Origin of the sequence: Vibrio sp. CJQ_6 (genome assembly GCF_043106745.1) — a bacterium.
GTDB lineage: Bacteria > Pseudomonadota > Gammaproteobacteria > Enterobacterales > Vibrionaceae > Vibrio > Vibrio furnissii.
On record NZ_JBICMV010000008.1, the window covers coordinates 644,265 to 668,522 of the forward strand.

Here is a 24,258-nt window from a genome sequence, read left to right on the forward strand (position 1 = left end):
TTTTATGCCGGTCTTTGGTTGGTCTCTGGTTGGTCGATGACATCGGGCGCCACACGCTGAGCACGGGCTCGCAATGGTGGTGCTTTGTGTTCGGACTGATGCTGTTGAATGTGGCTTATTTACGGTTGTGGAATGCAGCGTGGGCGAAGGGGGATATGGCAAGGGAAGGGTAGTTCTGGGCAGGCGCTCGTGCGTTGACACGGCCATCAGGCATGTGATTCAAGGTAAAAAAACGGGGCACTTGCGCGCCCCGTTGAAGTTTCAGATACCAAGTTGAAGTCTCAGATACCAAATTGTTTGACCGCGTAGGCGACGCGCTCAGCGGGCGTCGGCGCAATCAATGGTGAACCTAAACTCTCAATGTGATGCAGACGGGGCAACAATCCGGCGCCGTTGGCAATTTGAATTGCCAAGCCGGGGCGCGCATTCAGCTCCAGCACCATCGGGCCTTCTTCTTTGTCCAGCACCATATCGGTACCGATGTAGCCGAGTCCGGTCATTTCCCACGCACTGGCCGCGAGCGTCAATAAGCGCTCCCATTGTGGCACTTGTAATGTATGAAGCTCTTTGCCGGTATCCGGATGATGGGTGACCGGGCGGTTAAACTGCACGGCACGGACCGCTTTGCCGGTGGCGATGTCGACACCCACACCGACCGCACCTTGGTGCAGGTTGGCCTTACCGTCTGAAGCAGACGTGGAAAGACGCATCATCGCCATGACCGGGTAGCCTTTAAAGACGATGATTCGAACATCAGGCACACCTTCATAACTGAAACCGTCAAAGCAGTCGTCAAACTTGATCAAGTTTTCTACTACCGCCACGTCGTTTTTCCCACCAAGAGAGAACAACCCCGCCAGCGCATTACTGATGTGGCGCTCGACGTCCTCTTTACTGATGGTTGAACCGGACGGCTTGGTGTACACGCCATCTTTGTGAGACACGATGACCAAAATACCTTTACCGCCACTGCCGCGAGCTGGCTTAATCACAAAGCCAGGCCACTCTTTGACCATGTCGTGAATGCGTTTCACATCCCCTTGGTTGCTGATCACGCCAATCAGTTTAGGCACCGTACAACCAGCGCGCTGCGCAATCAGTTTGGTTTTGAGCTTGTCATCCACCAACGGGTATTTGGAACGATCATTGTAGCGCCCAATGTAGCTGTGGTTACGCTTGTTCATTCCCATGATCCCCTTCCGACGTAACTTGAAAGGGGAGGTGTATTCAGAAAGAGAGAAAAACATAATTAATCTCCGTCTGCGAGGGGTTTAAAGCGGCGCAGCTCAGTAATTCGGTAACCAGTGTATGTTCCCAACAGCAAAATAGCCGCTAGAACAATCAACTGAAGTCCGATGAAGTTAAAGGTCAGGTGCTGCACGTATGAGTTGGTCATCGCCAGATAAATCAGCACAGCAGTCAGCAGCGAACCGCCACCTTGCATGATGACTTCTTTCGCGCCTTCTTCTTCCCACAGAATCGACATCCGTTCGATGGTCCACGACAAGATGATCATCGGGAAGAACGTAATGGTCAGGCCTTCCGTCAAACCGACTTTAAATGCGACTACGGTAAAGACGGAAATAATCAGGATGACCGAAATGATGACTGCGGAGATCCGTGCAACCAACAGCAAGTTCAATTTGGAGAGGTAACTTCGAATGATGAGGCCGGTGCCGACAATCAACAGGAAGCCGACGATACCGGTGGTCAGTTGCGTTTGTACGAAAGCGACGGCAATCAGAACCGGCATGAACGTACCGGAAGTTTTCAATCCAATGATTACGCGCAGGAAGACCACAATCAACGCCCCGATTGGAATCAACATGATGGTTTTGAACATCGCCTGTTCTTCCAACGGCAGGCTGTGGATCGACAGGTTCAGCAAGCCGTCAGACTGAACTTTGCTGTCCGTGGCCTGTTGCGGTGACACGTCTTGCGCAATCATGCTAAACAGCACTTGGCTGTTTTGACCGCCCATCACATCCAGCAATGAGATGTTTGATTCGTCCCACACCAAGAGATTCGGGTGAGTCGGTTGCGTACCGGTTTCTGGATTAAACAGCACCCATTTTTTGCCATTCCACACTTCGTTCATGTGTTGAATCGCTTGGCGACGGCGACCATCTTCCAACTGAATGACGCCAACCACTTTGTTTGGCACTTGTGCGTACGACAACAGTTTCTGCGCGGTATCCACCTTGCTCATTTTGTTCAGCAGCAGGGCTGCATTCTGGCTCTCGCTATCGTTTAGCGTTTTGATGAGTTCGCGAGTGAAGGTGACATGATCGGCAGACAGGCGTGTGGCTTGGTCAATCACGGCAATCGCCGCTGCTTCTTCTGGGCCATCAAACGTTGGCTTCACGATTTCGCCTGTAGGGGGAACCGGAATCGTTTTCGCTTGAGGGTCGACCAGAAATTGCGTCTTGTAATAGATGGTTTGAGGGCCGGTTGCTTGACGAATCGACCACTCAGCGCGGCGGCCGGAATCGGTGCTGACATATGAAATGCCGTAACCGGGTGAAGATGCGTTCTCGCCAACCAGTGTGTAGCCGTCTTGCGTGTGCGGTGCGGCAAGTGACACTTTGGCTTCTTTGCCCTGAGCTACAAACTCAACGCGGGCTTCAATATCCCATACTTGACGGGTTTCGCCTGGGGTCCACGGTACACCGTAGCTCTGATGACGAATGACACTTAACGTAATGCCGACCGCAACCAACAAAAGTATGGAGAGATAAAACGGAACTCGTGACGTCATAAGTGAGTGACCTTATTTATTTTATTTTGGTTTCTGTCTGAATATATTTACGACTTACATCCACTACTGCGATATCGCGAATGAACTCGCGACCAAGAAGGATAGGATGGCTCATCTGAGAACGGTCGGCCAGTGTGAACTGTGTTTTTTCGTGGATATCACCCAGTTTGACCCACAGTTCAACCACCGCACGGCGTTCACTTTGGTCGCTGGTGGATTGACGAATACGGACATAACGTAAGATAGGCGCTTCAATCCAACCACTGTCATCTTTGGCACCGGTTTCATCAGAAAGATGGAAACGAACCCAATTTTTGCCATTTCGCTCAAACTCTTCCACATCCACAGCATTCAGAGACGACGTGGCGGCACCTGTATCGATGCGTGCGTCGAAGTTTTTCTTCAGCGTATCAATGGTGACTTTTTCAATCTCACCCAACACCACTTCGTGACGCGGTTTGGTTTGCACGGCCATGGCCTGAACTTCGGCCGGTGGGGTTTCAATCACCGTATGAGTTTGCTCGGCAACCGATTTGAGTTCTTTCACTTCGGACTTGAGGGAAACGACCTGACTTTCGAGGCTATCGATGTAGTCCATTTGATTGCTGATGTGCAGCTCGAGGTTGGTCATTTTGTTGGAAAGCGTGGATTCGGACTGTTGAATCGCGTCCAGCGTAGCTTGGTGGTACTCGTCGCCCTTTAATAATGTGCAGCCAGAAAGCATGGTAAGTGCAACGACGGGTGCTATTCGCTTAAACATTTGCGACCTTATTCTTGATTATCGGTTGATGTATTTATAGCAGAGGATGCATCGCGCATCCCGTGCTAGGTTAGTCTTATCCATGAATTGACGAGTTAAAACTGTGTCAATTATGGTTTCTTCGCCACCAAAATCGCGCGACGTGGCGCTGGGTAGCCTTCGACCGTTTTACTTGGATCGTTCGGATCGATGTAATCCGGCAGCGAATTGTGTGTCATCCATTCCGTTGTGCGCTGTTCACCCAGCGACGTGACGTTCTCATCCACGATGCGCACGTCTTCAAAACCGACTTTTTCCAGCCACACTTTCAGTGCCGGTGCTGATGGGAAAAAGTACACGTTGCGCATCTGTGCGTAGCGGTCGAACGGAACCAACACCGCGTTTTCGTCCCCTTCAATGACCAAGGTTTCCAAAATCAGTTCACCGCCGGAAATCAGCTGGTTTTTCAATTGGATCAGGTGATCGAGTGGGGAACGACGGTGATACAGTACGCCCATACTGAAGACAGTGTCAAAGGCTTCCAATTCAGGCAACTGTTCAATGCCCAGTGGGAGCAAGTGAATGTGCTGATTGTTGCCCATTAATTTGCGCACCGCTTCGAACTGGATCAAAAATAGCTCAGAAGGGTCGATGCCAATCACTTGATGCGCGCCTTCACCCAGCATGCGCCACATGTGATAGCCATTACCACAACCCACATCCAATACGCTGCGGCCTTTCAACGGCGAGATGTGCGGTAGCAGACGATCCCATTTCCAATCTGAGCGCCATTCGGTATCAATGTGGATGCCATGCAGATGGTATGGGCCTTTGCGCCACGGGTGGAACATTTTCAGCAAGCTTTCTAGCTTCTTCTGTTCACCGATGGGCAACGGTTCTTGATTGCAGACACTCACCGAGTCTTTCAGGTCAATTGTGTCTGGTGTGAAGTCGGGAATCTTCTTCAAAGCACGCAACCAGCGATCAATATCCCCGTGGCCTTTTTCTTCCCAATCAGCCAATTGCTGTGGCAATACTTTGAGCCAAGGCTGCAGACGCGTGTCTTGCGCTAGCAGTGAATAAACGTTACCAAAGTCAAACATGGTGAGTTCCTAAATAGCGACATCATGCCCTGACATGATCAACAAAAAGCAAATCGGTTCCGTCAGGGCGAGGAACGCTTGCGAATTGATTTATTTAATGGCGAACATGGAGCCGAAGTTAAAGCATTGGAACCACACTTCGTAGCTCGAAAAGCCCAGCTGTTCAAAGCGTGCTTTATGCGTTTCGACAGAATCCGGACGCATCACGTTTTCAATCGCACTGCGTTTTTGGCTGATTTCCAGCTCGCTGTAGCCGTTTGCGCGTTTGAAGTCGTGGTGTAGGTCAATCAACAGTTCGTGAGCCGCCTGATTTTCGAAGATGAATTTTTCCGACAGGATCAAAATGCCGCCCGGGCGCAAGCCTGCGTAGATTTTCTCTAGCAGCGTGTAGCGGTCTTCTGGCGACAAGAATTGCAAGGTGAAGTTGAGTACCACCACTGAGGCGTTGGTGATATCAATGTTGCGAATATCCGCTTCAATCACCTCGACGGGGGTGTCAGAACGGTACGCATTGACGTGTAGTTTGCAGCGTTCCACCATGGCGGCCGAATTGTCGACACCAATGATCTTGCAGCCTTCCTGTTTGATGTTGCGACGCATGGAGAGCGTGGCTGCGCCGAGTGAACAGCCCAAGTCATACAGGTTGCTGTGAGGCTTGGCAAAGCGTTCGGCTAGCATGCCAATCGCCGAAATAATATTGGCGTAGCCGGGGACCGATCGCTGAATCATATCTGGAAAGACTTCAACCACACGTTCATCGAACGTAAAGTCTCCGATCTTATCGATAGGGGCTGAAAAGATAGTGTCTTTGTTGCTCATGGTAACCTCACGGCAGCTCGCGTCAGCCTGAAGATCGCTTCAGGCTCAAGAAAAGGCGCGTATTTTATGAAAAATTTTGCCTGCTGTCATTAAGCGGGCGGTGTTTCTCATCAGCAAATGTCCTGCCATGAATTCAAGTGCAAGTGACGGGTTAGAACATCGCCAGTTGGTTGTTGCCATCTTGCGCTGGAAACGGTGCCAAGTCAGGCAGCGTCAGGGCTGCCTGCAATGAATGATAAAGTGTCGCTGCAAGCTCTGGCGCAAAATGATTGTCCGGCGTGTGAATCATCACATAAGGTTGTTTTCCGTCGCGGATCCACTGTGGTAACTTATGCAACCACGGTGCAAAGAAGGGCAGGTTTGCGTCATGCTCCGGGTGGCCGATGAATCGGATCATCGGTTTGCTGGCGGTCGCGATGGCATGTACGGGCACTTTGGGCTTCTTCATTTGCGCATCGATGATGACTTCGTTAGATGGCGGGGCGGCAAAAACGGGGCGACTGTCCATGATAATGCGGTCAATTTGCTCTTCCATCAGCCATTGATTGAGCGCGCGTTCGGCGTCGCCTTTGGCAAAATACGCCATATGACGGACTTCGACGCCCAGTGGAAATTCACGCGGAAAATAACGGCGAAACTTTTTCAGCTGGTCAAGGTGCTCGGGGCCAAATGCTGCGGGCAATTGAATCGTCCACATTCCGACTCGGTCGTGCAGCGGTTCCATCAGTGTCATGAAGGTTTTTAGTTCATCCTGACACCCCTGCAGCAGGTGCTGATGCGTGATGTTTTTAGGCAGTTTAAAGGTAAAGCGGAATGCATCGTGGGTGGCCGCTTTCCAGTTCTGTACCGTGGCCGGCGATGGGGACGCATAAAACGTGGTGTTACCTTCGACGGTATGAAAAACCTGCGCGTATTTCGCCAAACGTTCAGCCGCTTGCGTGCCGCTGCCATAAAAGCCGCTCTGCCAAGCAGGGTGCGACCACATCGTCAGTCCGAGTCGAAGAGGTAGGTCATTCATGGTAATGGCTCAAATTCCGTTGCGGTTGGGCTGGTACGGGGCAGGATACGACAGATTGCGTCTTGACCCAAGTGACCTCGCATTTCGTCGACACTTGGGTATATAATCAGCGCCAATTTTACAGGGCGTCGATGCTTTAATCGCTGATTTGGCGGATTATTGTACTAAAAAACAGCGGCGCTTGATAAAACACAACAAATTGTATTCTGGAAGGTCGATCTTGATCGCCTTTCAGCGTATAAATGGAACTTTGCGCTGTGGCTTCAACGAGGAATCCACAGCTTAGAATTTGATGATTAATTAGAGATTGGGAATTTCATTATGCGTAGCCATTATTGTGGTCACCTGAACAAGTCCCTCGCAGGACAAACTGTTGAGCTTTGCGGTTGGGTTAACCGCCGTCGTGATTTAGGCGGACTGATCTTCATTGATATGCGAGATCGTGAAGGCGTCGTTCAGGTGGTTGTTGATCCCGATATGGCAGACGTTTTTGAAGTGGCAAACCAGCTTCGTAATGAATTCTGTATCAAACTGACTGGCGAAGTACACGCTCGTCCTGACAGCCAAGTGAACAAAGACATGGCGACAGGCGAAATCGAAGTCTTGGCGAAAGGCCTACAGATCATTAACCGTTCTGACGTTCTGCCACTCGACTTCAACCAGAAGAACTCGGAAGAGCAACGTCTGAAATACCGTTACCTAGACCTGCGTCGTCCTGAAATGAGCGATCGCATTAAACTGCGCGCGAAAGCATCAAGCTTCGTTCGCCGTTTCCTAGATACCAACGGTTTCCTCGACATCGAAACCCCAGTTTTGACTAAAGCAACGCCAGAAGGTGCACGTGACTACTTGGTACCAAGCCGTGTTCACAAAGGTAAATTCTACGCGCTGCCACAATCTCCTCAGCTCTTTAAACAGCTGCTGATGATGTCAGGCTTTGACCGTTACTACCAAATCGTTAAATGTTTCCGCGACGAAGATTTGCGTGCTGACCGTCAACCAGAATTCACTCAGATCGATATCGAAACGTCATTCATGACGGCGGATCAAGTGCGTGCTGTGACTGAAAAAATGATTCGCGAAATGTGGCTTGAGCTGCTGAACGTGGATCTGGGCGATTTCCCGGTCATGCCATACAGCGAAGCGATGCGTCGTTTCGGTAGCGACAAACCAGACCTTCGTAACCCGATGGAACTGGTGGATGTGGCTGATCTGCTGAAAGAGGTCGATTTCAAAGTCTTCTCTGGCCCTGCGAACGATGAAAAAGGCCGTGTTGCGGCACTGCGCGTACCAGGTGGTGCGGCGCTGTCTCGTAAACAAATTGATGAGTACACCGCGTTTGTTGCGATTTACGGCGCGAAAGGTCTGGCATGGTTGAAAGTGAACGACCTAGCTGCAGGCATGGAAGGCATTCAATCGCCAGTAGCGAAATTCCTGAACGAAACGATCGTGTCGGCTATCCTTGAGCGCACTGGCGCACAAACTGGCGACATCATCCTGTTCGGTGCCGACAAAGCCAACGTGGTTTCTGAAGCACTGGGCGCGCTGCGTCTGAAAGTGGGTAAAGAGCTGAACATCACCAACGAATCCACTTGGGCACCACTGTGGGTGGTTGATTTCCCAATGTTTGAATCGGACGACGAAGGCAATGTGGCTGCAATGCACCACCCATTCACGTCACCACTGAACATGACACCGGAAGAGCTGAAAGCGAATCCAGAAGGTGCGCTATCAAACGCGTACGACATGGTTCTGAACGGCTACGAAGTCGGCGGCGGTTCGGTACGTATTCACGATGCAACCATGCAAGCGGCGGTATTCGACCTGCTGGGCATTGATGCGGCAGAGCAACAACTGAAATTCGGCTTCCTGTTGGATGCACTGAAATTCGGTACACCACCACATGCGGGTCTGGCGTTCGGTTTGGACCGTTTGGTGATGCTGCTGTGTGGTACCGAAAACATCCGTGATGTGATCGCGTTCCCTAAAACAACCGCAGCGGCGTGTCTCCTGACCGATGCACCGAGCCTTGCAAACCCAGCTGCGCTGGATGAGCTGGCGATTGCCGTGACTGCGGCGAAAGAAAAAGCAGAATAAGCATTTGATAGGGTGGCTTAGCCACCCTTTTTTTATTGATGATCGCGCAAATGTGAAGCGAGTGATGGCCGTGATGCGGCCTGTTTGCTTATCATTGCGCGAATTTTAGTTTTAGACAGGAAACAGCACTTTGGCTCAGATGTATTTTTATTACTCGGCAATGAACGCGGGTAAGTCGACCACACTGCTTCAATCATCGTTTAACTATCAAGAACGCGGCATGACGCCCGTGATCTTCACCGCGGCGATCGATGATCGTTTTGGCGTGGGTAAAGTGAGTTCTCGAATCGGCTTAGAAGCGGATGCACATCTCTTTACCTCGGACACCAATCTGTTTGATGCCATCAAGCAACTGCATCAAAACGAAAAACGTCATTGTGTGTTGGTGGATGAGTGTCAGTTTCTGACCAAAGAGCAAGTTTATCAACTGACTGAAGTGGTGGATAAACTGGATATTCCCGTACTCTGCTACGGTTTGCGCACTGACTTTTTGGGGGAGCTGTTTGAAGGCAGTAAATACCTGTTGTCGTGGGCAGATAAACTGATTGAGCTGAAAACCATTTGTCATTGTGGGCGTAAAGCCAACATGGTGATCCGCACGGATGAGCATGGCAATGCGATTTCCGAAGGTGACCAAGTGGCGATTGGTGGCAACGACAAGTACGTGTCGGTGTGTCGTCAGCATTATAAAGAAGCGTTGGGGCGCTAAGCTGCCATTGTCTTTCTCGATAAAAAGGATGGGGTGACCCATCCTTTTTTGCGTTTGGTCCCCGAACTACTGAATCCCTGAACCAGTGAACCGATGGCGGGTGACTTGGTTTATGCAACCAGCGGTTTGAGTGCCTGATAGGCTTGCATCACCGCTTCCGGGATCGGCTGCTCAATTTGATAGCCTTTTTCGGGGTAGTGCTGAATGCGTTCGAAATCGCCAATCATGGCGTAGAGCACGAAATCGAGCGTCAAATCTTCAGTCAGGTAGTCAAAGAAGGTGCCGCCCATGGAAGTGACTTGTAACGAATCAATCGTGTCAGGCCATTGCTTCATGAAGGTCGCGTAAGCGCGGCGTTCCATGTACGGTTTTTGCACCAGAATGATTTTACGAGGGTGAATGCCTTTTTTCTGCAGCAGTTCATGCGTGAAGCGCACGTTCTCGCCGCTGTTGGTGGAACGCGGTTCGAGTAACAAAGCGTCAGAAGGCACGCCGCAATCTTTCGCCACTTGGGCAAAGGTGACGGCTTCGCTGTGTTTAAAAATGCCATCGGTAAAACGACCGTGGCCGCCGGAGAACACAATCAGCGGCGCCAAGCCTTTGTGATAGGCAGCGGCTGCGATTTCAGCGACTCGGGTATCGTTGCTGCCCGGGACGAAAATGACATCGGCAGCGGTCAGCTGATGTCCCATTTGCATGTATTGCCAAAGCGTTTCGAGATGCTGATATAGATGTTTACTCATCGCCATTGAAGGCCTCCAGAGTGTGTGAATAGTGAAACTGATATCCCGCCTGAACCAATTTGTCGCTGACAATGTGTTTATCGGCAATCTGGACCACTGGCGGCAGTGCCTCGTTGGAAGCGGCGGCTTGCAACGCGGCTTGATAAAATTCTGCTTTGCTCACGGTATTGGGCGTCGTGGCATTGACCACCTCCCGAGACAGGTGTTCAACGGCAAAGGTCACGGCGCCGACAGCGTCGGTCAGATGCAACATGTTCGCTGGTGCTAATGCACTGACTTGCTTTAACCGGGCGGCAAAGCGAGCCGGGTGACGGCTTGGGCCAATCAGGCCGCTACAGCGGACAATCGCATAATCTAGCCCTGAGTCTATGATGCTTTGCTCGGCTTGCAACATCACTTTTGCGTTGGCTGAGAAATCTGGCTCAGAGAGTGCCAGCGCAAGCGTTGCTTTTGCTTCATTCATCGGTTCAGCTCGGTCTGGATAGACGGTGGTTGAGCTGACCATCACCAACTTTTTGCACTGCGCGACTTGGGCTGCATTGGCCAGGTCTTGCCACTGCTTGGCGTATTCTGCCCCTTGTCCGCGTCGAAATCCCGGAGGGAAACTACCCACCACAGTATCGCAACCCAATGACGCGATTATGTCAGCTAAATGATCCGATTGACTGAGATCGCAAATAAACCCGTGGATGCCGTGTTGTGTCAGTTCGTCAACGCCTTGTTGAGATGTGCGGCTCGCACTGACCTGATACCCAAGCGATTGAAGATGTTTCGCCAGTGGCAAACCCAGCCAACCAGCACCGATGATGGCGATATGCGTCATTGTGATTGTCCTTTAAACAGTTGGCGCAGCAGTTCACGAGTGCGCTGATGAATGGAATCTTGAGCGTATTGATGATGTTGAATGACATCGACGTTGGTGTACCAAGCCAGTTGCTCAAAAGCAACCGGCACACGCACCAGCCGACCGGCCTCGACTTCCGCTTGTGCGAGGTGCGTTGGAAGTAGGCACCAACCAAAACCATGAATCGCTAAGTCCAGCAACAAATAGTAGTTGTCAGCGTACCATACATCTGGACTGTGCGGCTGATGAAAACTGCTGGCGGTGTAGTTGCGCGAACGAACCGCCAATTGCCGGTGCAGGCGCAGTGTGTCGATGTGCGGGGCGACGGATTGGGCGAGGGCGTGTTGACTCGAAACGTAGACATCAAACTTAATCGAACCGATGGATTCAAAATCGATCGTCTCAGGCAGCGCTAACTCACTGAAAATTAACCCGCACGTGGCGCGGCCGCTTTCAATCATTTCAATCACGTCTTTGCTCGAAGCACTTAAGCATTCCAGTTCTATCAAGGGAAATTCGGTTTCGAGTGCAGTCAGCAGTGAGGTAAGCCCCGACAGTAAAATGCCTTCATCGAGCGCCAGTGTCAGTTGCTGGCTGCCTTGTAAAGACAGCCCCGTGGCTTGTTGGATCAGACGCTTGTGCTGCTGCACCGTCGCTTGGGCGTAGGGCAGTAGCTTATGCCCGGCAGGGGTTAGTACCGGATAACGTCCTTGGCGTTCAAACAGTTGGCTGTTGCAATCGATCTCCAAATTCATCACGTGTTGACTGATGGCCGATTGCACTTTGCCCAGTTTACGTGCAGCGCTGGAAAAGGAGCCACACGCTGCGGTGGCGATGAACGCTTCAAGCTGCTCAATACTAAACATATCGCTTTTACCGATGGTATCTAACTTATATCTATCGCAATACTAGATGAAAATGATGTCATGTCCACAGTCGGAGCGACGAATCATGTCTAACCAAGAGCGTTTATTTCACGCCATCAGCTTTGAGTTGATGGCTTTACTATTTGTCGTGCCATTGGGCGCGTTGTTATCGGGGAAAAGTGGCGGCAGCATGGCCGCGATTGGGATCGGGTTGAGTCTTTTTACCGTGGTTTGGAACTACCTTTATAACGTGGGGTTTGATCGCCTGTTTGGGGCTGATCGCACGCAGCGCAAAGCAAAGATTCGAGTGTGGCATGCGGTGGGCTTTGAAGGTAGCTTGGTGTTTGTCACGGTGCCTGTGATTGCGTGGTTCTTGCAAGTGTCGTGGTCGACCGCGCTGCTGCTGGAAGCCGGATTCCTGACGTTTTTCTTCTTCTATACGATTGCGTTCAACTGGGGCTACGACAAACTTCAACCTTATCAACGTTGGGTGATTGCCACCAAAATGCAGTAGACACAAAAAGAGCGCCGATTGGCGCTCTTTTCAGTTCGTTCGTGAAGTTATGAGATCGTTAGGCGCTCAGCACGCGCAACAATCGATCGGCCTGTTCGGCCATGGCAATTCCTTCGTTGGTGAGGTAGCCACCATCGGGTTGAGTACAAAGCTGCTTCTCGAACAAGCGCTGAGCGGCACTTTGCGCCGCATCGGAGGCGTCGGTGTGAACTTTGATTCCTGTCGCGGCACTGCCGATATCAAACTGAAGTAGCAGGTTCAGTTCGTCGAGATGCTGTTGAGAAAATTTCATCGTGAGCCCTTCTTAATGATTGAATTAGGTTCACCATAGTCGTGTCATTTCGATCGCGCAATCACTCCGAAACAGAAGTGTTATATCGAACTGTTATGATGCTTTTTTCGTCAGGTATTTCGCCAGTTTTGTAATCAGTCTGCTCAATGATATGAATCATCGTCATGTCGAAATATGTGGCAGTGGGTTTGGCGAAATGTGAATTAAATTGTCTTGTTTATCAGTGTAGTAAATTGATTTTTATCAAAGTCAGGTTGAATGAATAAGAAACTGAGGTGCTATGAAAAAATTTAATTGGTCTCACGATAAAAACAAATTGAGTAAACATGCAAAATAGCCCTTGAATAAAAGAGGAAATCGGGCGATTATCCGCCACTCTTCTGAATGTATCAAAATGTAACAACTATGAACCTCAACCAATTCGACTCTTTATTGCCGCCGCAAATGGCTGAACGTGCTGCAGATACGGGGGTGGGCAAAGCGACTAAAGCGGCCTACAAATCGTTCCTTCTCGCTATCTCCGCAGGTATTCATATCGGTATTGCTTTTGTCTTCTATACAGTCGTGACCACAGGCGCGCAGGACATGCCTTACGGCGTGACCAAGCTGCTGGGCGGACTGGCTTTCAGTTTAGGCCTGATTCTGGTTGTGATCACCGGGGGTGAACTGTTTACCAGTAGTGTGTTAACGCTGGTGGCCAAAGCGAGTGGTAAAATCTCGTGGATGCAGTTGGTTAAGAACTGGATCGTGGTTTACTTCGGTAACATGGCGGGCTCCATTCTGCTGGTGATTATCATGCTGGCAACCAAACAATACATGGAAGATGGCGGTTTGCTGGGTCTGAACGCGATGGCGATTTCCCAACATAAACTGCATCACACCTTTATTCAGGCGTTTTCTTTGGGCCTGATGTGTAACATTCTGGTGTGTCTGGCGGTTTGGATGACGTTCAGTGCGCGTTCCCTGACTGACAAAGTGATGGTGATGATTCTGCCTGTGGCGATGTTTGTGTCGTCCGGCTTTGAACACTGTATTGCGAACATGTTCCAAGTGCCTATGGCAATCGGCATTAAATACTTTGCGCCGGAAGCGTTCTGGCAAATGACGGGTGCTGACATTGCACAGTATGCCGACCTCAACTTTATGACGTTCTTCGTCAACAACCTGATTCCGGTGACGCTGGGTAACATCGTCGGCGGTGGGGTGTTTGTCGGTATGTGGTACTGGCTGATCTACTTGAAAGACTGATGCGATAATCGCGAGTTGATGATCAAATGAATGAAAAACGCCACTTTGTGGCGTTTTTTGTTTTTCACGGTTATCCACATTTTCTGTGGATAACTTGTTTTAAAGCAGGTGCGTAACCTTAAATGGATGATTTATGTTGCAAAAGCTGCACAAGGATTGTGCGTGATCTGCACTGGGTTGGCGCGTGTCGTGGCAGCTGTCCCCCTTGCATTTTATTCACTGTTTTCATCGGTAAAGCGCACTTTTACTCGTCCTTCTTTGCTCAATGCAACGCGTAGCGTGAGATGCACGGATAAAGTGAGCGAAATATTCAGCATCACGAAAATGGCGATCATGATCAGCAATTGGTACTTGATGGCGATGAGGGGGGATGTGCCGCCTAAAATTTGACCAGTCATCATGCCGGGGAGGGTGACCAACCCGGTTGCGGCCATCGACGCCAGCAGTGGCGCACTGGCTTTGCGCAGCGCGCTGCGTACAAAACCGCGTGATGCATAAATCGGTGATGCGCCTAATGATAACGCGCCTTCGTATTCCGCGCGCCGCTCTTGATATGCGGTAAATAGATTTTGCAGCGCAACGATGTTGCCACTGAGACTGTTGCCCAGCAGCATGCCTGCCAGCGGAATCATGTATTGTGCGCTGTACCAAGGTGTGGGTTGTACCACCGCCACACACAGCAAAATAATCAGAGGAAACAACCCGACCGCCAGCCCGATGACAATCGGCCCGATGAGCAAGGTCACGGGCAGTTTGGCTTTGGAGACAATTGAACTGGCACCCACCCCAATCATGACCATTAACCATGCCAAATTGACCCACAGGCTATTGTGCTCGAACAGGTATTCCAGATAGATCCCCACCAGAAGCAGTTGCAATGCCATGCGTCCAATCGACCACAACATCTCTTTGCCGATATCCAGTTGGTGGTAGGCGTTCACCGCGAGCGGAATCGCGAGCAGGGTGCTAAATAGCGCCAATTGCCACCACGAAATATCGACCACACCGTTCATTTTGTTCTCCTCTGTTTTTCTGCTTAATTTAGCAGGAAATGAGGACGTTTATCAGAAAGTTTTTAAAACATCACTGAAACAAAATAATAACTAATTCGATAAAATTGAACTCGAAAAGAGAATGGTTTTGATGATTTTACGTCGCTCTGGAATACGGAAAGTTAAAAAATATGATGTATTTCCCTGCGGTAATAACAATATTATTTTTTCATATCTGTTCATATTCTTTAACACGATTTTTTAATTCAACACATCTCCGTTCAAACTCAAAAAACTATTGAATAACAAGGGTTGAACGTAGTAATTCGATTGAACCTTACTAATTTTATGGTTTAGCATTTTGCCCAATAAATAACGAACAGGTGATGACTTAATTCGTCAGTTGTTCAAAATACCTTCAATTTAAATGGGCAATTGTATGCGTGATGTTAATAAAGTTGAGGGCGGTGAAAAACGCTCTCTGGAGTGGAAGTCATTCCTCTTCATCACTGTCGTTCTGTTTCCGATTTTGAGTGTCGCGTTTGTCGGCGGATATGGATTCATCGTTTGGATGCTTCAAATGTTCGTCTTCGGACCTCCGGGCGTGCACGGCTAATGGTCGTTCACTTTTCCCTCTGCTCAACGACATTTTAAGAGAACGAAACATGAAATCTTTAATCGTAAAAATGTGGCGTACCATGACGCGACCAGCAGTACACATCAGTTTGGGTGTACTGACCATGGGTGGTTTTATTGCTGGGGTGATTTTCTGGGGTGGGTTCAACACCGCGCTGGAAGCCACCAACACCGAAGAGTTTTGCATTAGCTGCCATACCATGCGCGACAACGTGTATGTTGAGCTGCAAGAAACCGTGCACTGGAAGAACCATTCCGGCGTGCGAGCCACTTGTCCGGATTGTCACGTACCGCACGACTGGACCTCTAAAATCGCCCGCAAGATGCAGGCTTCGAAAGAGGTGTTTGCCCAAGTCTTTGGCGATCTGGGCACGCCTGAGAAATTCGAAGAGCGTCGCATTGAGTTAGCCAAGCATGAATGGGATCGCTTCTCGGCGAATAAATCCCTCGAATGTAAAAACTGTCACAACTACGACTCGATGGACTTTGAACAAATGTCGCCAACCGCGCGCATTCAGATGAAGCAAGCGGCAGAGCGGGATCAAAGCTGTATCGATTGTCACAAAGGCATCGCGCACAACCTGCCGAAAAATATGGACAGCTCTGGTGGCCTGATTGGTGAACTGGAAGGCATGGCCTCGAACACCGATTATGCTGGCGGCGAGACGCTGGTCAGCGTGCGTCATCTGCCACTGTATGAAGATGCGCAAGCCCAAGTTGAAGCGGGGCTGCTCAACCCAGCATCGCAAGTCAAAGTGTTGTCTGAGAAGGGCGACATGATGCAAGTCGAAATCTCGGGTTGGCGTAAAGCGAAAGGCTTTGGCCGCGTGATTCAGGAAGATTTCGGTATGAACATCGCGGTGGGTTCACTACTGAAAGACGCCGCGCAATCCGATGCGATTGTGACTGTGGGCGAGAAGAAAGTCGATGATCTGACCGGCCTGCCTTGGGAAGAAGTGACCGCCAAAGTGTGGATGACGAAAGAAGCGATGCTCAATGATGTGCAACCGGTGTGGGAAAAAGCGCGTGAAGCTTACAAAACCAACTGTTCTGTATGTCACACCCAACCGGATGAAGCGCACTTCGATGCCAACACTTGGCCGGGCATGTTCGACGGTATGCTGGCATTCGTGAACTTCGATACCGACAGTGAAGCGCTGGTTTTGAAGTACTTGCAAAAACACTCTTCAGATTTTGCTGAAGGTCACCATTAATCTGCGTCTTACGGAGTCAACCCATGGCGATTACACGAAGAAGTTTTCTAAAAGGTGTGGCAACCACCAGTGCGGCGTCGATTATTGGCCCAAGCTTGCTGACACCAATCACGGCTCAGGCCGCTGAAACCACCGGTTCCTGGAAAGTGTCGGGTTCACACTGGGGCGCGTTTCGCGCCCAGATCTATGGCGGCAAGGTTCAGGCCATTCAACCGCTGGAAACCGACAAACACCCGACCGAGATGCTCAACGGCATCAAAGGCATTATTTACAGCCCATCGCGCGTGCGTTACCCCATGGTGCGCCTTGATTGGCTGAAAAAGCATAAATACAGCGCTGAAACGCGCGGCAATAACCGTTTTATCCGTGTGACGTGGGATGAAGCGATTGACCTGTTCTACCGCGAATTGGAACGCGTACAGAAGCAATATGGCCCTTGGGCACTGCACGCAGGTCAAACCGGCTGGAACCAAACCGGCGCATTCCACAACTGTACGGCGATGATGCAGCGCGCGGTAGGCATGCACGGAAACTACATCACCAAAGTGGGTGACTACTCGACGGGTGCCGGCCAAACCATCATGCCGTACGTGCTGGGTTCGACCGAAGTGTACGCACAAGGCACCTCATGGACGGAAATCCTTGAGCATTCCGACAACATCATTTTGTGGGCGAACGATCCGGTGAAAAACCTGCAAGTGGGTTGGAACTGCGAAACGCACCAATCCTTTGGCTATCTCGAACAACTGAAAGAGAAAATCGCCAAGGGCGAAGTGAATGTGGTTTCTGTCGATCCGGTGAAGAACAAAACGCAGCGTTTCCTGCAGAACGATCACCTGTACATCAACCCACAGACTGATGTGGCGTTTATGTTGGCGGTCGCGCATGTGCTGTACACCGAAGAACTCTACGACAAGAAGTTCATCAGCACTTACTGTTTGGGTTTTGATGACTTCATTCAATACGTGTTGGGGAACACCAAAGACAAGATTGAACGCACGCCAGAATGGGCGGCGAAGATTTGTGGCGTGACGCCAGATTCCATTCGCGATTTTGCTCGTATGTTGGTGAAAGGTCGCACGCAGTTGCTGTTCGGCTGGTGTATTCAGCGTCAGGAACATGGTGAACAGCCGTATTGGATGGGCGCAGTGTTGGCGGCGATGATCGGTCAGATCGGCCTACCGGGCGGCGGCATTTCGTACGGTCACCACTATTCGGGCATCGGCGTACCTTCGACCGGTTTTGCAGGCCCGGGCGGTTTCCCGCGCAACTTGGATCAAGGCGCCAAACCGAAATGGGACAACACTAATTTCAACGGTTACAGCCGCACGATTCCGGTCGCGCGCTGGATTGATGCGATTCTCGAACCGGGTAAGAAAATCAATCACAACGGTAACACCGTGACGCTACCTGGCTTCAAAATGATGGTGATTTCGGGCAACAACCCGTGGCATCACCACCAAGATCGCAACAAGATGAAACGTGCGTTCCAGAAGCTGGAAACCGTGGTCACGATTGATTTCAACTGGACGGCGACTTGTCGCTTCTCCGACATCGTACTGCCAGCCTGTACGCAGTGGGAGCGAAACGACATTGACTCGTATGGGTCGTATTCCGGCAAAGGTTTGATTGCGATGCACCGCTTGGTGGATCCGATGTTCCAGTCGCGAACCGACTTTGAAATCATGACCGAGCTGACACGTCGTTTCGGCCGCCATGAAGAATTTACACGCGGTATGGACGAAATGGAGTGGGTACGCTCGCTCTACAACGACTGTAAAAAAGCCAACGAAGGCAAGTTTGAGATGCCCGAATTCGATGAGTTCTGGGAACAGAGCGTGCTGGAATTTGGCGAAGGCAAACCGTGGGTTCGTCATGCCGACTTCCGTAAAGACCCAGAGATCAACGCCTTGGGTACGCCGTCTGGCTTTATCGAAATCACCTCTCGCAAGATTGGTCGCTACGGCTACGAACATTGTCAGGAACACCCGATGTGGTTTGAGAAAACTGAACGTTCACACGGTGGCCCGGGATCAGACAAATATCCGTTCTGGCTGCAATCTTGCCACCCGGATAAACGCCTGCACTCACAGATGTGCGAATCCGAAGCGTTCCGTGCCACTTATGCGGTACAAGGTCGTGAGCCGGTTTACATCAACCCGATGGATGCCAAAGCCAAAGGCATCAAAGCCGGTGACTTGGTGCGCGTGTTCAATGGTCGTGGTCAGCTACTGGCGGGCGCGGTGTTGTCAGACAGCTATCCACGCGGCGTGATTCGCATTGAAGAGGGCGCGTGGTACGGTCCGTTATCTGAGAAAGAGGGCGCGATCTGTACTTACGGTGACCCGAATACGTTGACACTTGATCTGGGTACGTCAGAGTTGGCGCAGGCCACCTCAGCCAATACCTGTATCGTGGATTTTGAGAAGTTCACCGGTAAGGTGCCGCCTGTGACCTCTTTCGGTGGCCCGATCGAAGTCGCCTAGCGTTGCCGTATTCTTGATGATAAAAGCCAGCTCAGTGAGCTGGCTTTTTCTTGTTCGGCACGTCAGTGTCGTACTTATGCAAGATGGCCAAATAGGCCCCGCTGGCTTGAATGGTTTTCAGCCCGCGGTTGAACGCATCCAGATACGTTTGGGCGTTGGGGTTGTTTCGGGCCACCATGATGTACAACGGGCTCAAAGACACTGGTGGCTGAATATAGTTGAAATCCTCGGGGGGAATATTATTTTCGGCCATGGTCCAGCGCGCCACACGTTCATCTTCAATAAAAAGATCGACCCGCCCGGTGTGAACTTTGCGAATGTTGGAGAGAAGATCGCTCGACGGCACCCGCTTAAACCATGGACTGGCCATAAAATCATCGTCATACGCGTAGTTTTCGACAATCCCGACGGTTTTGTCTTTCAAATCTTCAAAGTTGCCGAAATAGACCTGTTGGTCTTTGCGTGCGATCAAATGGATTTCCGTATAGAGGTAAGGATCGGAAAAGCGCAATTGAGGCTCGCGTTGCGCTGAATACCATGCCGCGATGACAATCTGGTCGCGACCATGTTGAATCTCTTTTAATGCGCGTGACCAAGGCTTGATGTCGAGTTCTAACTGATAACCTTGGCTGGCATAAGCTTGCTGAGCGATTTCAACTGAAATGCCCGGATAATCTGATGTATCAATGATATACGGTGGCCATGCATCTTGCACCGCATGAATGATGGGGGCTGACCATGCAGACGATGAACATGAAAGTAGCGCGCTGAGCAGAAAACAAAATCGGGGTCGCAAAACACATTCCTAGCCTGAGAATATGACGCTGAGTGTAGTTCAATTGTTCAGTCCTCGACGAGTTTGCATCGTCGATTGTGACTAGAATCACCGCTGGCTTTTTCGCCAAACGAACCAACGTTTTTGTATTTCGTGACGTTGATAACTTATAGCGTGGACCAATCACACGATACTCAATCAGTAAAGACCATGAATTTTGAGGATGATATGACTCGACTCACACTCGATAATTTACGTGAGGTGGCGATTTTGCAGCCGCTGGATGTGGGCGTTCATCGGCATCGCAATGAGCTTCACTTTGAATATATCGGCCTGCATAACACACCGCTGAGTGCTCGCTACCCACTGTGTAAAACGGTGCTTGATGTGGAATCGGACGCCAAGATTTTAGGCGACGGATTCCAAATGTTGGCGCAAACGGCTGGCACAGTGAGCCAAGTCGAAGATGTTGGCCGCTGCCCAGACAACAACCTCAGCTACCGTATTTATGCCGCCGATGCGCCGAAACGCTTTTACAACTATTTGGTGATTGAACACGCCAACGGCTACCTGCTGTTTGGCTTTACCTCGTGTCAGCGTTTTGCTGGGTATTTTGAGATTGAACCGCACCAAGGACAGTACGGCGTGACGGCTTATCTTGATGGCGAAGGCAGTGAACCGCAATCCTGGGCATCGAATCGGTTGGAATCGGTCGTCATGTTGGAAGGCGAGTCACTGCCGCAGCTTTACCGTGACTATGTGCGTTATATTCATGCGCATCATCCGCCGCGGCCGAATTGTCAGTCCGATGCGCCTGTCGGATGGTGTTCGTGGTATGCCTATTATGCGGATGTGAATGAGCAACATATTCGAGATAACGTTGACGCCATGCAAGGCGAGTTGGACGCATTGGAATGGGTGCTGCTGGATGATGGCTATCAAGCGTTTATGGGCGATTGGCTCACGCCATCGACTAAATTCAGTGCCGGTGTGAAACAAGTCGTGGCGTCTATTCGCCAACGCGGGAAAAAGCCCGCGATCTGGATGGCGCCTTTTATTGCTGAACCGAATTCAACGGTTTTTCGCGATCATCCGGAATGGTTTGTGCGTCATGCCGATGGCACGTTGTTGAAGGCTGAAGATGTGACCTATGGCGGCTGGCGCTGCACACCTTGGTATATTCTCGATGGTTCCAACCCGCACGTACAAGAATACTTGACGCAGGTGGTGCGCACGATGCGAGAAGAGTGGGGCATTGAGCTGTTCAAGCTGGATGCCAACTACTGGGGAACGTTGAAAGGCAAGCGGTATCAGGCAGGCGTCACAGGCGTAGAAGCCTATCGCATGGGGATGCAGGCGATCATTGACGGCGCGCAAACGGCGTGGATTTTGGGGTGTAACGCCCCCATGTGGCCGTCGCTGGGGCTGGTGGATGCGATGCGCGTCTCGGATGATGTTGAGCGTCATCCGCATCGGTTCCATCAAATCGCCCGCGAAACGTTTTACCGCAGTTGGCAGCATCGCCAGTTGTGGCAAATTGATCCCGATTGCTTAACGCTCACGTCTCTACCTAATCAGGCGACCGATCGGAACGCCTATGAGTTTCATCGGAACGTCATACTCTCCGCCGGCGGTCTATTGTTATCCGGCGACCCACTGCCAGAGCTCACCGCATTTGCCAAAACCAGCCTGCAAAAGCTGATTGCACGCCATAGGCAGACGCAGGAAACGGCCAAAGTGACGTCGCTCTCGCTCAATCGCACGTTCTTAAAACTCAATGAAGTGAACGATCTGCATTGCTTGTTTAACTTTGGCGGGGATGCGTATGAATTTACGTTGATTGCCAGTCAACCTGTGCATTGGTACGACTTTTGGAGTGGCGAATCGCTGAGTGATGAGGCGACGCAAGTCCTGCTGGTGACGCTGCCAAGTGGACTACACAGCCGAGCCATTGTCACCGCATGCTGAATGCAAAGGGAGCGTGGCTCCCTTTTTCTTTGTTTAGAGAACATCAGGTTTAGAGAAAATCAGGTATAGAGAAAATTAAGGCGCGAGAAAATCCCCCAGCTTGGCTGGGGGCGGTTTCAGAGTTCAAATAACCAGTAATAGCCGTAGCCGACCACAATGGCGGGTATGGCGGTGTAAAGCGTGGCAAAAAGCGCAGCTTTGGGCGCGAGAGCGATGGCGGGAAAGAGTGCATCGCCGTCGTTGGAAATCGCATTCGACAACTGGGTCGACAGCGGCACACTGCCCGCCAGATACAAACTGGTGATCAGAATTTGAGGGCCGCAGCCAGGCAACATGCCCACTAAAATGCCAACCGCTGGCATCCAAACGCCCCAATGTTGCCACTCTTGGCTTACTTCCCAACCGGTGAAATGGTGGGTCAATTCAAACGCGAGAAATGCCAGAATGACCCAAGCACTGACGAAGTTGGTGTCTTGCGCGGCCTTTTGTAGGGGATGCGCTTGGCGGGTTTTGCAATCTTCACTCACGGCATCTTGGTAGGTGTCGAGTTCGCGTGTCAGCGCCCACAGCAGCATACTCACCACCGCCAGCAGTGCGCCCAGCCATTCGATGGTCAACTCAGGGAAACCCAGCTGCGCATTGATATCGATTTGGAACGATTGTGCAAAGGCGACCAGAGAAGCGGGCACAAGCAACCATTTCCAGAACGCGCCTTGCAGATTGAGCGCAGTTTGCGCCAACGGTGTTTCGGGGGCATGCGACACCGAATCAGGCAGCTTTTCTTGCTTGGGGCGCATGAAATCATCCCGATGCAGCGCGTTGACAACCAACCCCGTGACGCAACCGGTCACAATGCCGACGCCGATAACGCCCAGCCCGGTTAAGGGCTGACTGGCGAGCAGCAGAAACGCGGCATCGCCCATGGTGGCAGTGAGCACTGCCACCAGTGACCCAAAGCCCACTTTGCCACTGACAAACTGTGTGGTGACGACAATGGCACCGCCACACCCGGGCAGAGCGCCGAGCAATGATGCGATGAGTACTTGCACCTGACGTGATTGATGAAAGGCAACCACAAAGAGGTTGGTTCCATTCACCCAACGGGATACATAGTGATAAATGGCTAATGTCAGCGCCACATAAGTGGAGACGGCCCAGAACGAATCGGATAAAGTCTGCACCGCGAGTTCGCGTGTGTTTTGGCTGAGTAACAGCATCATCAACGCAACGGGCAGCAACAAGCGTTTGTATCCCAAATGGAGCGGAATGAGCTGCTGGGAGAGCGCGGAGAAGTTAGGCAGTTTGATTGAAAACATAATGGCCACCACGAGAATGCGAATAATTCTCATTATATGCAAATGCGTTTAATTCGCAATAGCGTAAGTTGCGTCCAATATCGACTTTTTTTGATTTAGCTCCATGCACAAATCATTCAGTTGCGTACAGTGACAGCCTTTGTGAGTGATGCCCTCAAAACGGGAAAAGAATAGGAAAGACAATGATTTTAGTAGTAGGTCATAAAAACCCGGACAGTGACAGTATTTGCAGTGCGTTGGTTGCCGCTGAATTATTAAAAGCTCGTGGTTTGGAAGCAAAAGCGATTCGCCAAGGTGAAATCAACCGCGAAACCCAACACATTCTAGCGGCGGCGGGTGTGGAACAGCCAGAGCTGCGCACCAGCGTGGCGGGTGAGCAAGTGTGGTTGGTGGATTACACTGATTTAGCGCAAGCACCGGATGACTTAAATGACGCTGAAATTCTGGGTATTGTCGATCACCACCGTTTGGGTGATGTGATGACGGTGAACCCATTGGAAGCGTGGATCTGGCCTGTTGGCTGTACCAGCACCATTTTGTTTAACCTGTTTAAGATGGAAAATGCCACCATCAGCCAGCCAATGGCGACCCTAATGATGTCGGCGATTTTGTCTGACACGGTCGGTTTTGCATCCCCAACATGCACCCAAAAAGATAAAGATGCCGTGGCGGCGTTGGCACCACTGGCGGGCGTGACGGATCTGGACGGTTTCATTCGCGCGCTGCTGATCGCAAAAACTGACATCGCAGGTTTGAGCGCGGCTGAACTGGTCGAGAAAGACCTGAAAGCTTATCCGTTTAACGGCCGTGAGCTGGTTGTGGGTCAAGTTGAATTGGCCACGCTGGATCAAGTTAGCGACATGATCGATGCGCTGGACGCGGATCTGCAACGTCGTTGCGACGCTGACCAACTGGCGCTCGCGGCGTTGATGCTGACCGACATCACCACGGCGCAAACTCGTCTATTGTTTAAAGGCGAGTGGGCTGAAAAACTGGAAAAACACTGTGTCGATGGTGTGCTGATGATGGAAAACACCCTCAGCCGTAAGAAACAAGGTTGGCCTTGGCTACAGGGCGAACTGGCTTAATTGTTCAATTCGGGTATCATGCCCACGTAAATT

22 protein-coding genes are annotated in these 24,258 nt (G+C 50.9%); 9 read left to right on the forward strand and 13 right to left on the reverse strand.

Annotation, left to right across the window (positions count from 1 at the left end):
- Nucleotides 1-281: 281 nt before the first annotated feature.
- The 6 genes from ACF8PK_RS05155 to ACF8PK_RS05180 form a co-directional block, all read right to left on the reverse strand.
- Nucleotides 282-1,247 (reverse strand): alpha-L-glutamate ligase-like protein, encoded by a 966-nt coding sequence (locus ACF8PK_RS05155; protein ID WP_041942528.1) that lies wholly within the window; start codon nucleotides 1,245-1,247, stop codon nucleotides 282-284.
- 2 nt (nucleotides 1,248-1,249) lie between these two features.
- Nucleotides 1,250-2,758: an inactive transglutaminase family protein gene (locus ACF8PK_RS05160; RefSeq protein WP_014204911.1), complete on the reverse strand. Its 1,509-nt coding sequence runs from the start codon at nucleotides 2,756-2,758 to the stop codon at nucleotides 1,250-1,252.
- Nucleotides 2,759-2,774: 16 nt separating this feature from the next.
- Entirely contained in the window at nucleotides 2,775-3,518 is a 744-nt protein-coding gene (locus tag ACF8PK_RS05165) for an ATP-dependent zinc protease (RefSeq protein WP_014204912.1), read from the reverse strand.
- Between the two features lie 110 nt (nucleotides 3,519-3,628).
- Nucleotides 3,629-4,600, reverse strand: a complete 972-nt coding sequence (gene cmoB / locus ACF8PK_RS05170) for a tRNA 5-methoxyuridine(34)/uridine 5-oxyacetic acid(34) synthase CmoB (protein WP_014204913.1) — start codon at nucleotides 4,598-4,600, stop codon at nucleotides 3,629-3,631.
- Between the two features lie 90 nt (nucleotides 4,601-4,690).
- A complete protein-coding gene (cmoA, locus tag ACF8PK_RS05175) occupies nucleotides 4,691-5,419 on the reverse strand; it encodes a carboxy-S-adenosyl-L-methionine synthase CmoA (RefSeq protein WP_014204914.1) in 729 nt (242 codons plus the stop codon).
- Nucleotides 5,420-5,570: 151 nt separating this feature from the next.
- Nucleotides 5,571-6,437: a DUF72 domain-containing protein gene (locus ACF8PK_RS05180; protein ID WP_392440369.1), complete on the reverse strand. Its 867-nt coding sequence runs from the start codon at nucleotides 6,435-6,437 to the stop codon at nucleotides 5,571-5,573.
- A 321-nt stretch (nucleotides 6,438-6,758) separates the two neighbouring features.
- On the opposite strand from ACF8PK_RS05180, the gene aspS reads away from it, so the two are divergent.
- Together aspS and ACF8PK_RS05190 are read left to right on the forward strand one after the other, a co-directional pair.
- On the forward strand, nucleotides 6,759-8,534 hold the full coding sequence (gene aspS / locus ACF8PK_RS05185) for an aspartate--tRNA ligase (RefSeq protein ID WP_143678888.1): 1,776 nt from the start codon (nucleotides 6,759-6,761) through the stop codon (nucleotides 8,532-8,534).
- 130 nt (nucleotides 8,535-8,664) lie between these two features.
- Nucleotides 8,665-9,243, forward strand: a complete 579-nt coding sequence (locus ACF8PK_RS05190; RefSeq protein WP_004725473.1) for a thymidine kinase — start codon at nucleotides 8,665-8,667, stop codon at nucleotides 9,241-9,243.
- A 110-nt stretch (nucleotides 9,244-9,353) separates the two neighbouring features.
- Here ACF8PK_RS05190 and ACF8PK_RS05195 read toward each other — a convergent pair whose 3' ends face one another.
- From ACF8PK_RS05195 to ACF8PK_RS05205, 3 genes are read right to left on the reverse strand one after another with little or no spacing between them, the layout of a single operon-like run.
- The gene (locus ACF8PK_RS05195; RefSeq protein WP_195723468.1) at nucleotides 9,354-9,986 is read right to left on the reverse strand and encodes a YdcF family protein; all 633 of its coding nucleotides are present in this window, start codon (nucleotides 9,984-9,986) and stop codon (nucleotides 9,354-9,356) included.
- A complete protein-coding gene (locus tag ACF8PK_RS05200) occupies nucleotides 9,979-10,809 on the reverse strand; it encodes an NAD(P)H-binding protein (protein ID WP_154181269.1) in 831 nt (276 codons plus the stop codon). The genes ACF8PK_RS05195 and ACF8PK_RS05200 overlap by 8 nt, the downstream gene beginning before the upstream one ends.
- Nucleotides 10,806-11,696, reverse strand: coding sequence for a LysR family transcriptional regulator (locus ACF8PK_RS05205; RefSeq protein ID WP_014204917.1), 891 nt, complete (start codon nucleotides 11,694-11,696; stop codon nucleotides 10,806-10,808). Before ACF8PK_RS05205 ends, ACF8PK_RS05200 begins: the two co-directional genes overlap by 4 nt.
- A gap of 85 nt (nucleotides 11,697-11,781) precedes the next feature.
- Here ACF8PK_RS05205 and ACF8PK_RS05210 point away from each other — a divergent pair, with 85 nt between their 5' ends.
- Entirely contained in the window at nucleotides 11,782-12,210 is a 429-nt protein-coding gene (locus ACF8PK_RS05210) for a PACE efflux transporter (protein ID WP_143678891.1), read from the forward strand.
- 58 nt (nucleotides 12,211-12,268) lie between these two features.
- Here ACF8PK_RS05210 and ACF8PK_RS05215 read toward each other — a convergent pair whose 3' ends face one another.
- Nucleotides 12,269-12,502, reverse strand: a complete 234-nt coding sequence (locus ACF8PK_RS05215; RefSeq protein WP_004725482.1) for a TIGR02647 family protein — start codon at nucleotides 12,500-12,502, stop codon at nucleotides 12,269-12,271.
- A 405-nt stretch (nucleotides 12,503-12,907) separates the two neighbouring features.
- Here ACF8PK_RS05215 and focA point away from each other — a divergent pair, with 405 nt between their 5' ends.
- Complete coding sequence (focA, locus tag ACF8PK_RS05220; RefSeq protein ID WP_004725484.1) at nucleotides 12,908-13,750, forward strand: formate transporter FocA; 843 nt, start codon at nucleotides 12,908-12,910, stop codon at nucleotides 13,748-13,750.
- Nucleotides 13,751-13,962: 212 nt separating this feature from the next.
- Here the strand turns inward: focA and ACF8PK_RS05225 are convergent, their stop codons facing one another.
- Nucleotides 13,963-14,763, reverse strand: a complete 801-nt coding sequence (locus ACF8PK_RS05225) for an ABC transporter permease (protein ID WP_055466196.1) — start codon at nucleotides 14,761-14,763, stop codon at nucleotides 13,963-13,965.
- Nucleotides 14,764-15,181: 418 nt separating this feature from the next.
- On the opposite strand from ACF8PK_RS05225, the gene torE reads away from it, so the two are divergent.
- From torE to torA, 3 genes are read left to right on the forward strand one after another with little or no spacing between them, the layout of a single operon-like run.
- Nucleotides 15,182-15,358 (forward strand): trimethylamine N-oxide reductase system protein TorE, encoded by a 177-nt coding sequence (gene torE, locus ACF8PK_RS05230; RefSeq protein WP_238825948.1) that lies wholly within the window; start codon nucleotides 15,182-15,184, stop codon nucleotides 15,356-15,358.
- 49 nt (nucleotides 15,359-15,407) lie between these two features.
- The gene (torC, locus tag ACF8PK_RS05235) at nucleotides 15,408-16,592 is read left to right on the forward strand and encodes a pentaheme c-type cytochrome TorC (RefSeq protein ID WP_392440375.1); all 1,185 of its coding nucleotides are present in this window, start codon (nucleotides 15,408-15,410) and stop codon (nucleotides 16,590-16,592) included.
- Nucleotides 16,593-16,615: 23 nt separating this feature from the next.
- Nucleotides 16,616-19,078, forward strand: a complete 2,463-nt coding sequence (gene torA, locus ACF8PK_RS05240) for a trimethylamine-N-oxide reductase TorA (RefSeq protein WP_392440377.1) — start codon at nucleotides 16,616-16,618, stop codon at nucleotides 19,076-19,078.
- Nucleotides 19,079-19,109: 31 nt separating this feature from the next.
- On the opposite strand, the gene ACF8PK_RS05245 is transcribed toward torA, so the two are convergent.
- Entirely contained in the window at nucleotides 19,110-19,874 is a 765-nt protein-coding gene (locus tag ACF8PK_RS05245; protein WP_242535990.1) for an ABC transporter substrate-binding protein, read from the reverse strand.
- 207 nt (nucleotides 19,875-20,081) lie between these two features.
- Between ACF8PK_RS05245 and ACF8PK_RS05250 the strand changes: the two genes are divergently transcribed.
- Nucleotides 20,082-21,821: a glycoside hydrolase family 36 protein gene (locus ACF8PK_RS05250; RefSeq protein ID WP_392440380.1), complete on the forward strand. Its 1,740-nt coding sequence runs from the start codon at nucleotides 20,082-20,084 to the stop codon at nucleotides 21,819-21,821.
- Between the two features lie 116 nt (nucleotides 21,822-21,937).
- Here the strand turns inward: ACF8PK_RS05250 and ACF8PK_RS05255 are convergent, their stop codons facing one another.
- Nucleotides 21,938-23,137: a putative manganese transporter gene (locus ACF8PK_RS05255; RefSeq protein WP_392440382.1), complete on the reverse strand. Its 1,200-nt coding sequence runs from the start codon at nucleotides 23,135-23,137 to the stop codon at nucleotides 21,938-21,940.
- 182 nt (nucleotides 23,138-23,319) lie between these two features.
- Between ACF8PK_RS05255 and ACF8PK_RS05260 the strand changes: the two genes are divergently transcribed.
- Entirely contained in the window at nucleotides 23,320-24,225 is a 906-nt protein-coding gene (locus tag ACF8PK_RS05260; protein WP_004725500.1) for a manganese-dependent inorganic pyrophosphatase, read from the forward strand.
- The last annotated feature ends 33 nt before the right edge of the window (nucleotides 24,226-24,258 follow it).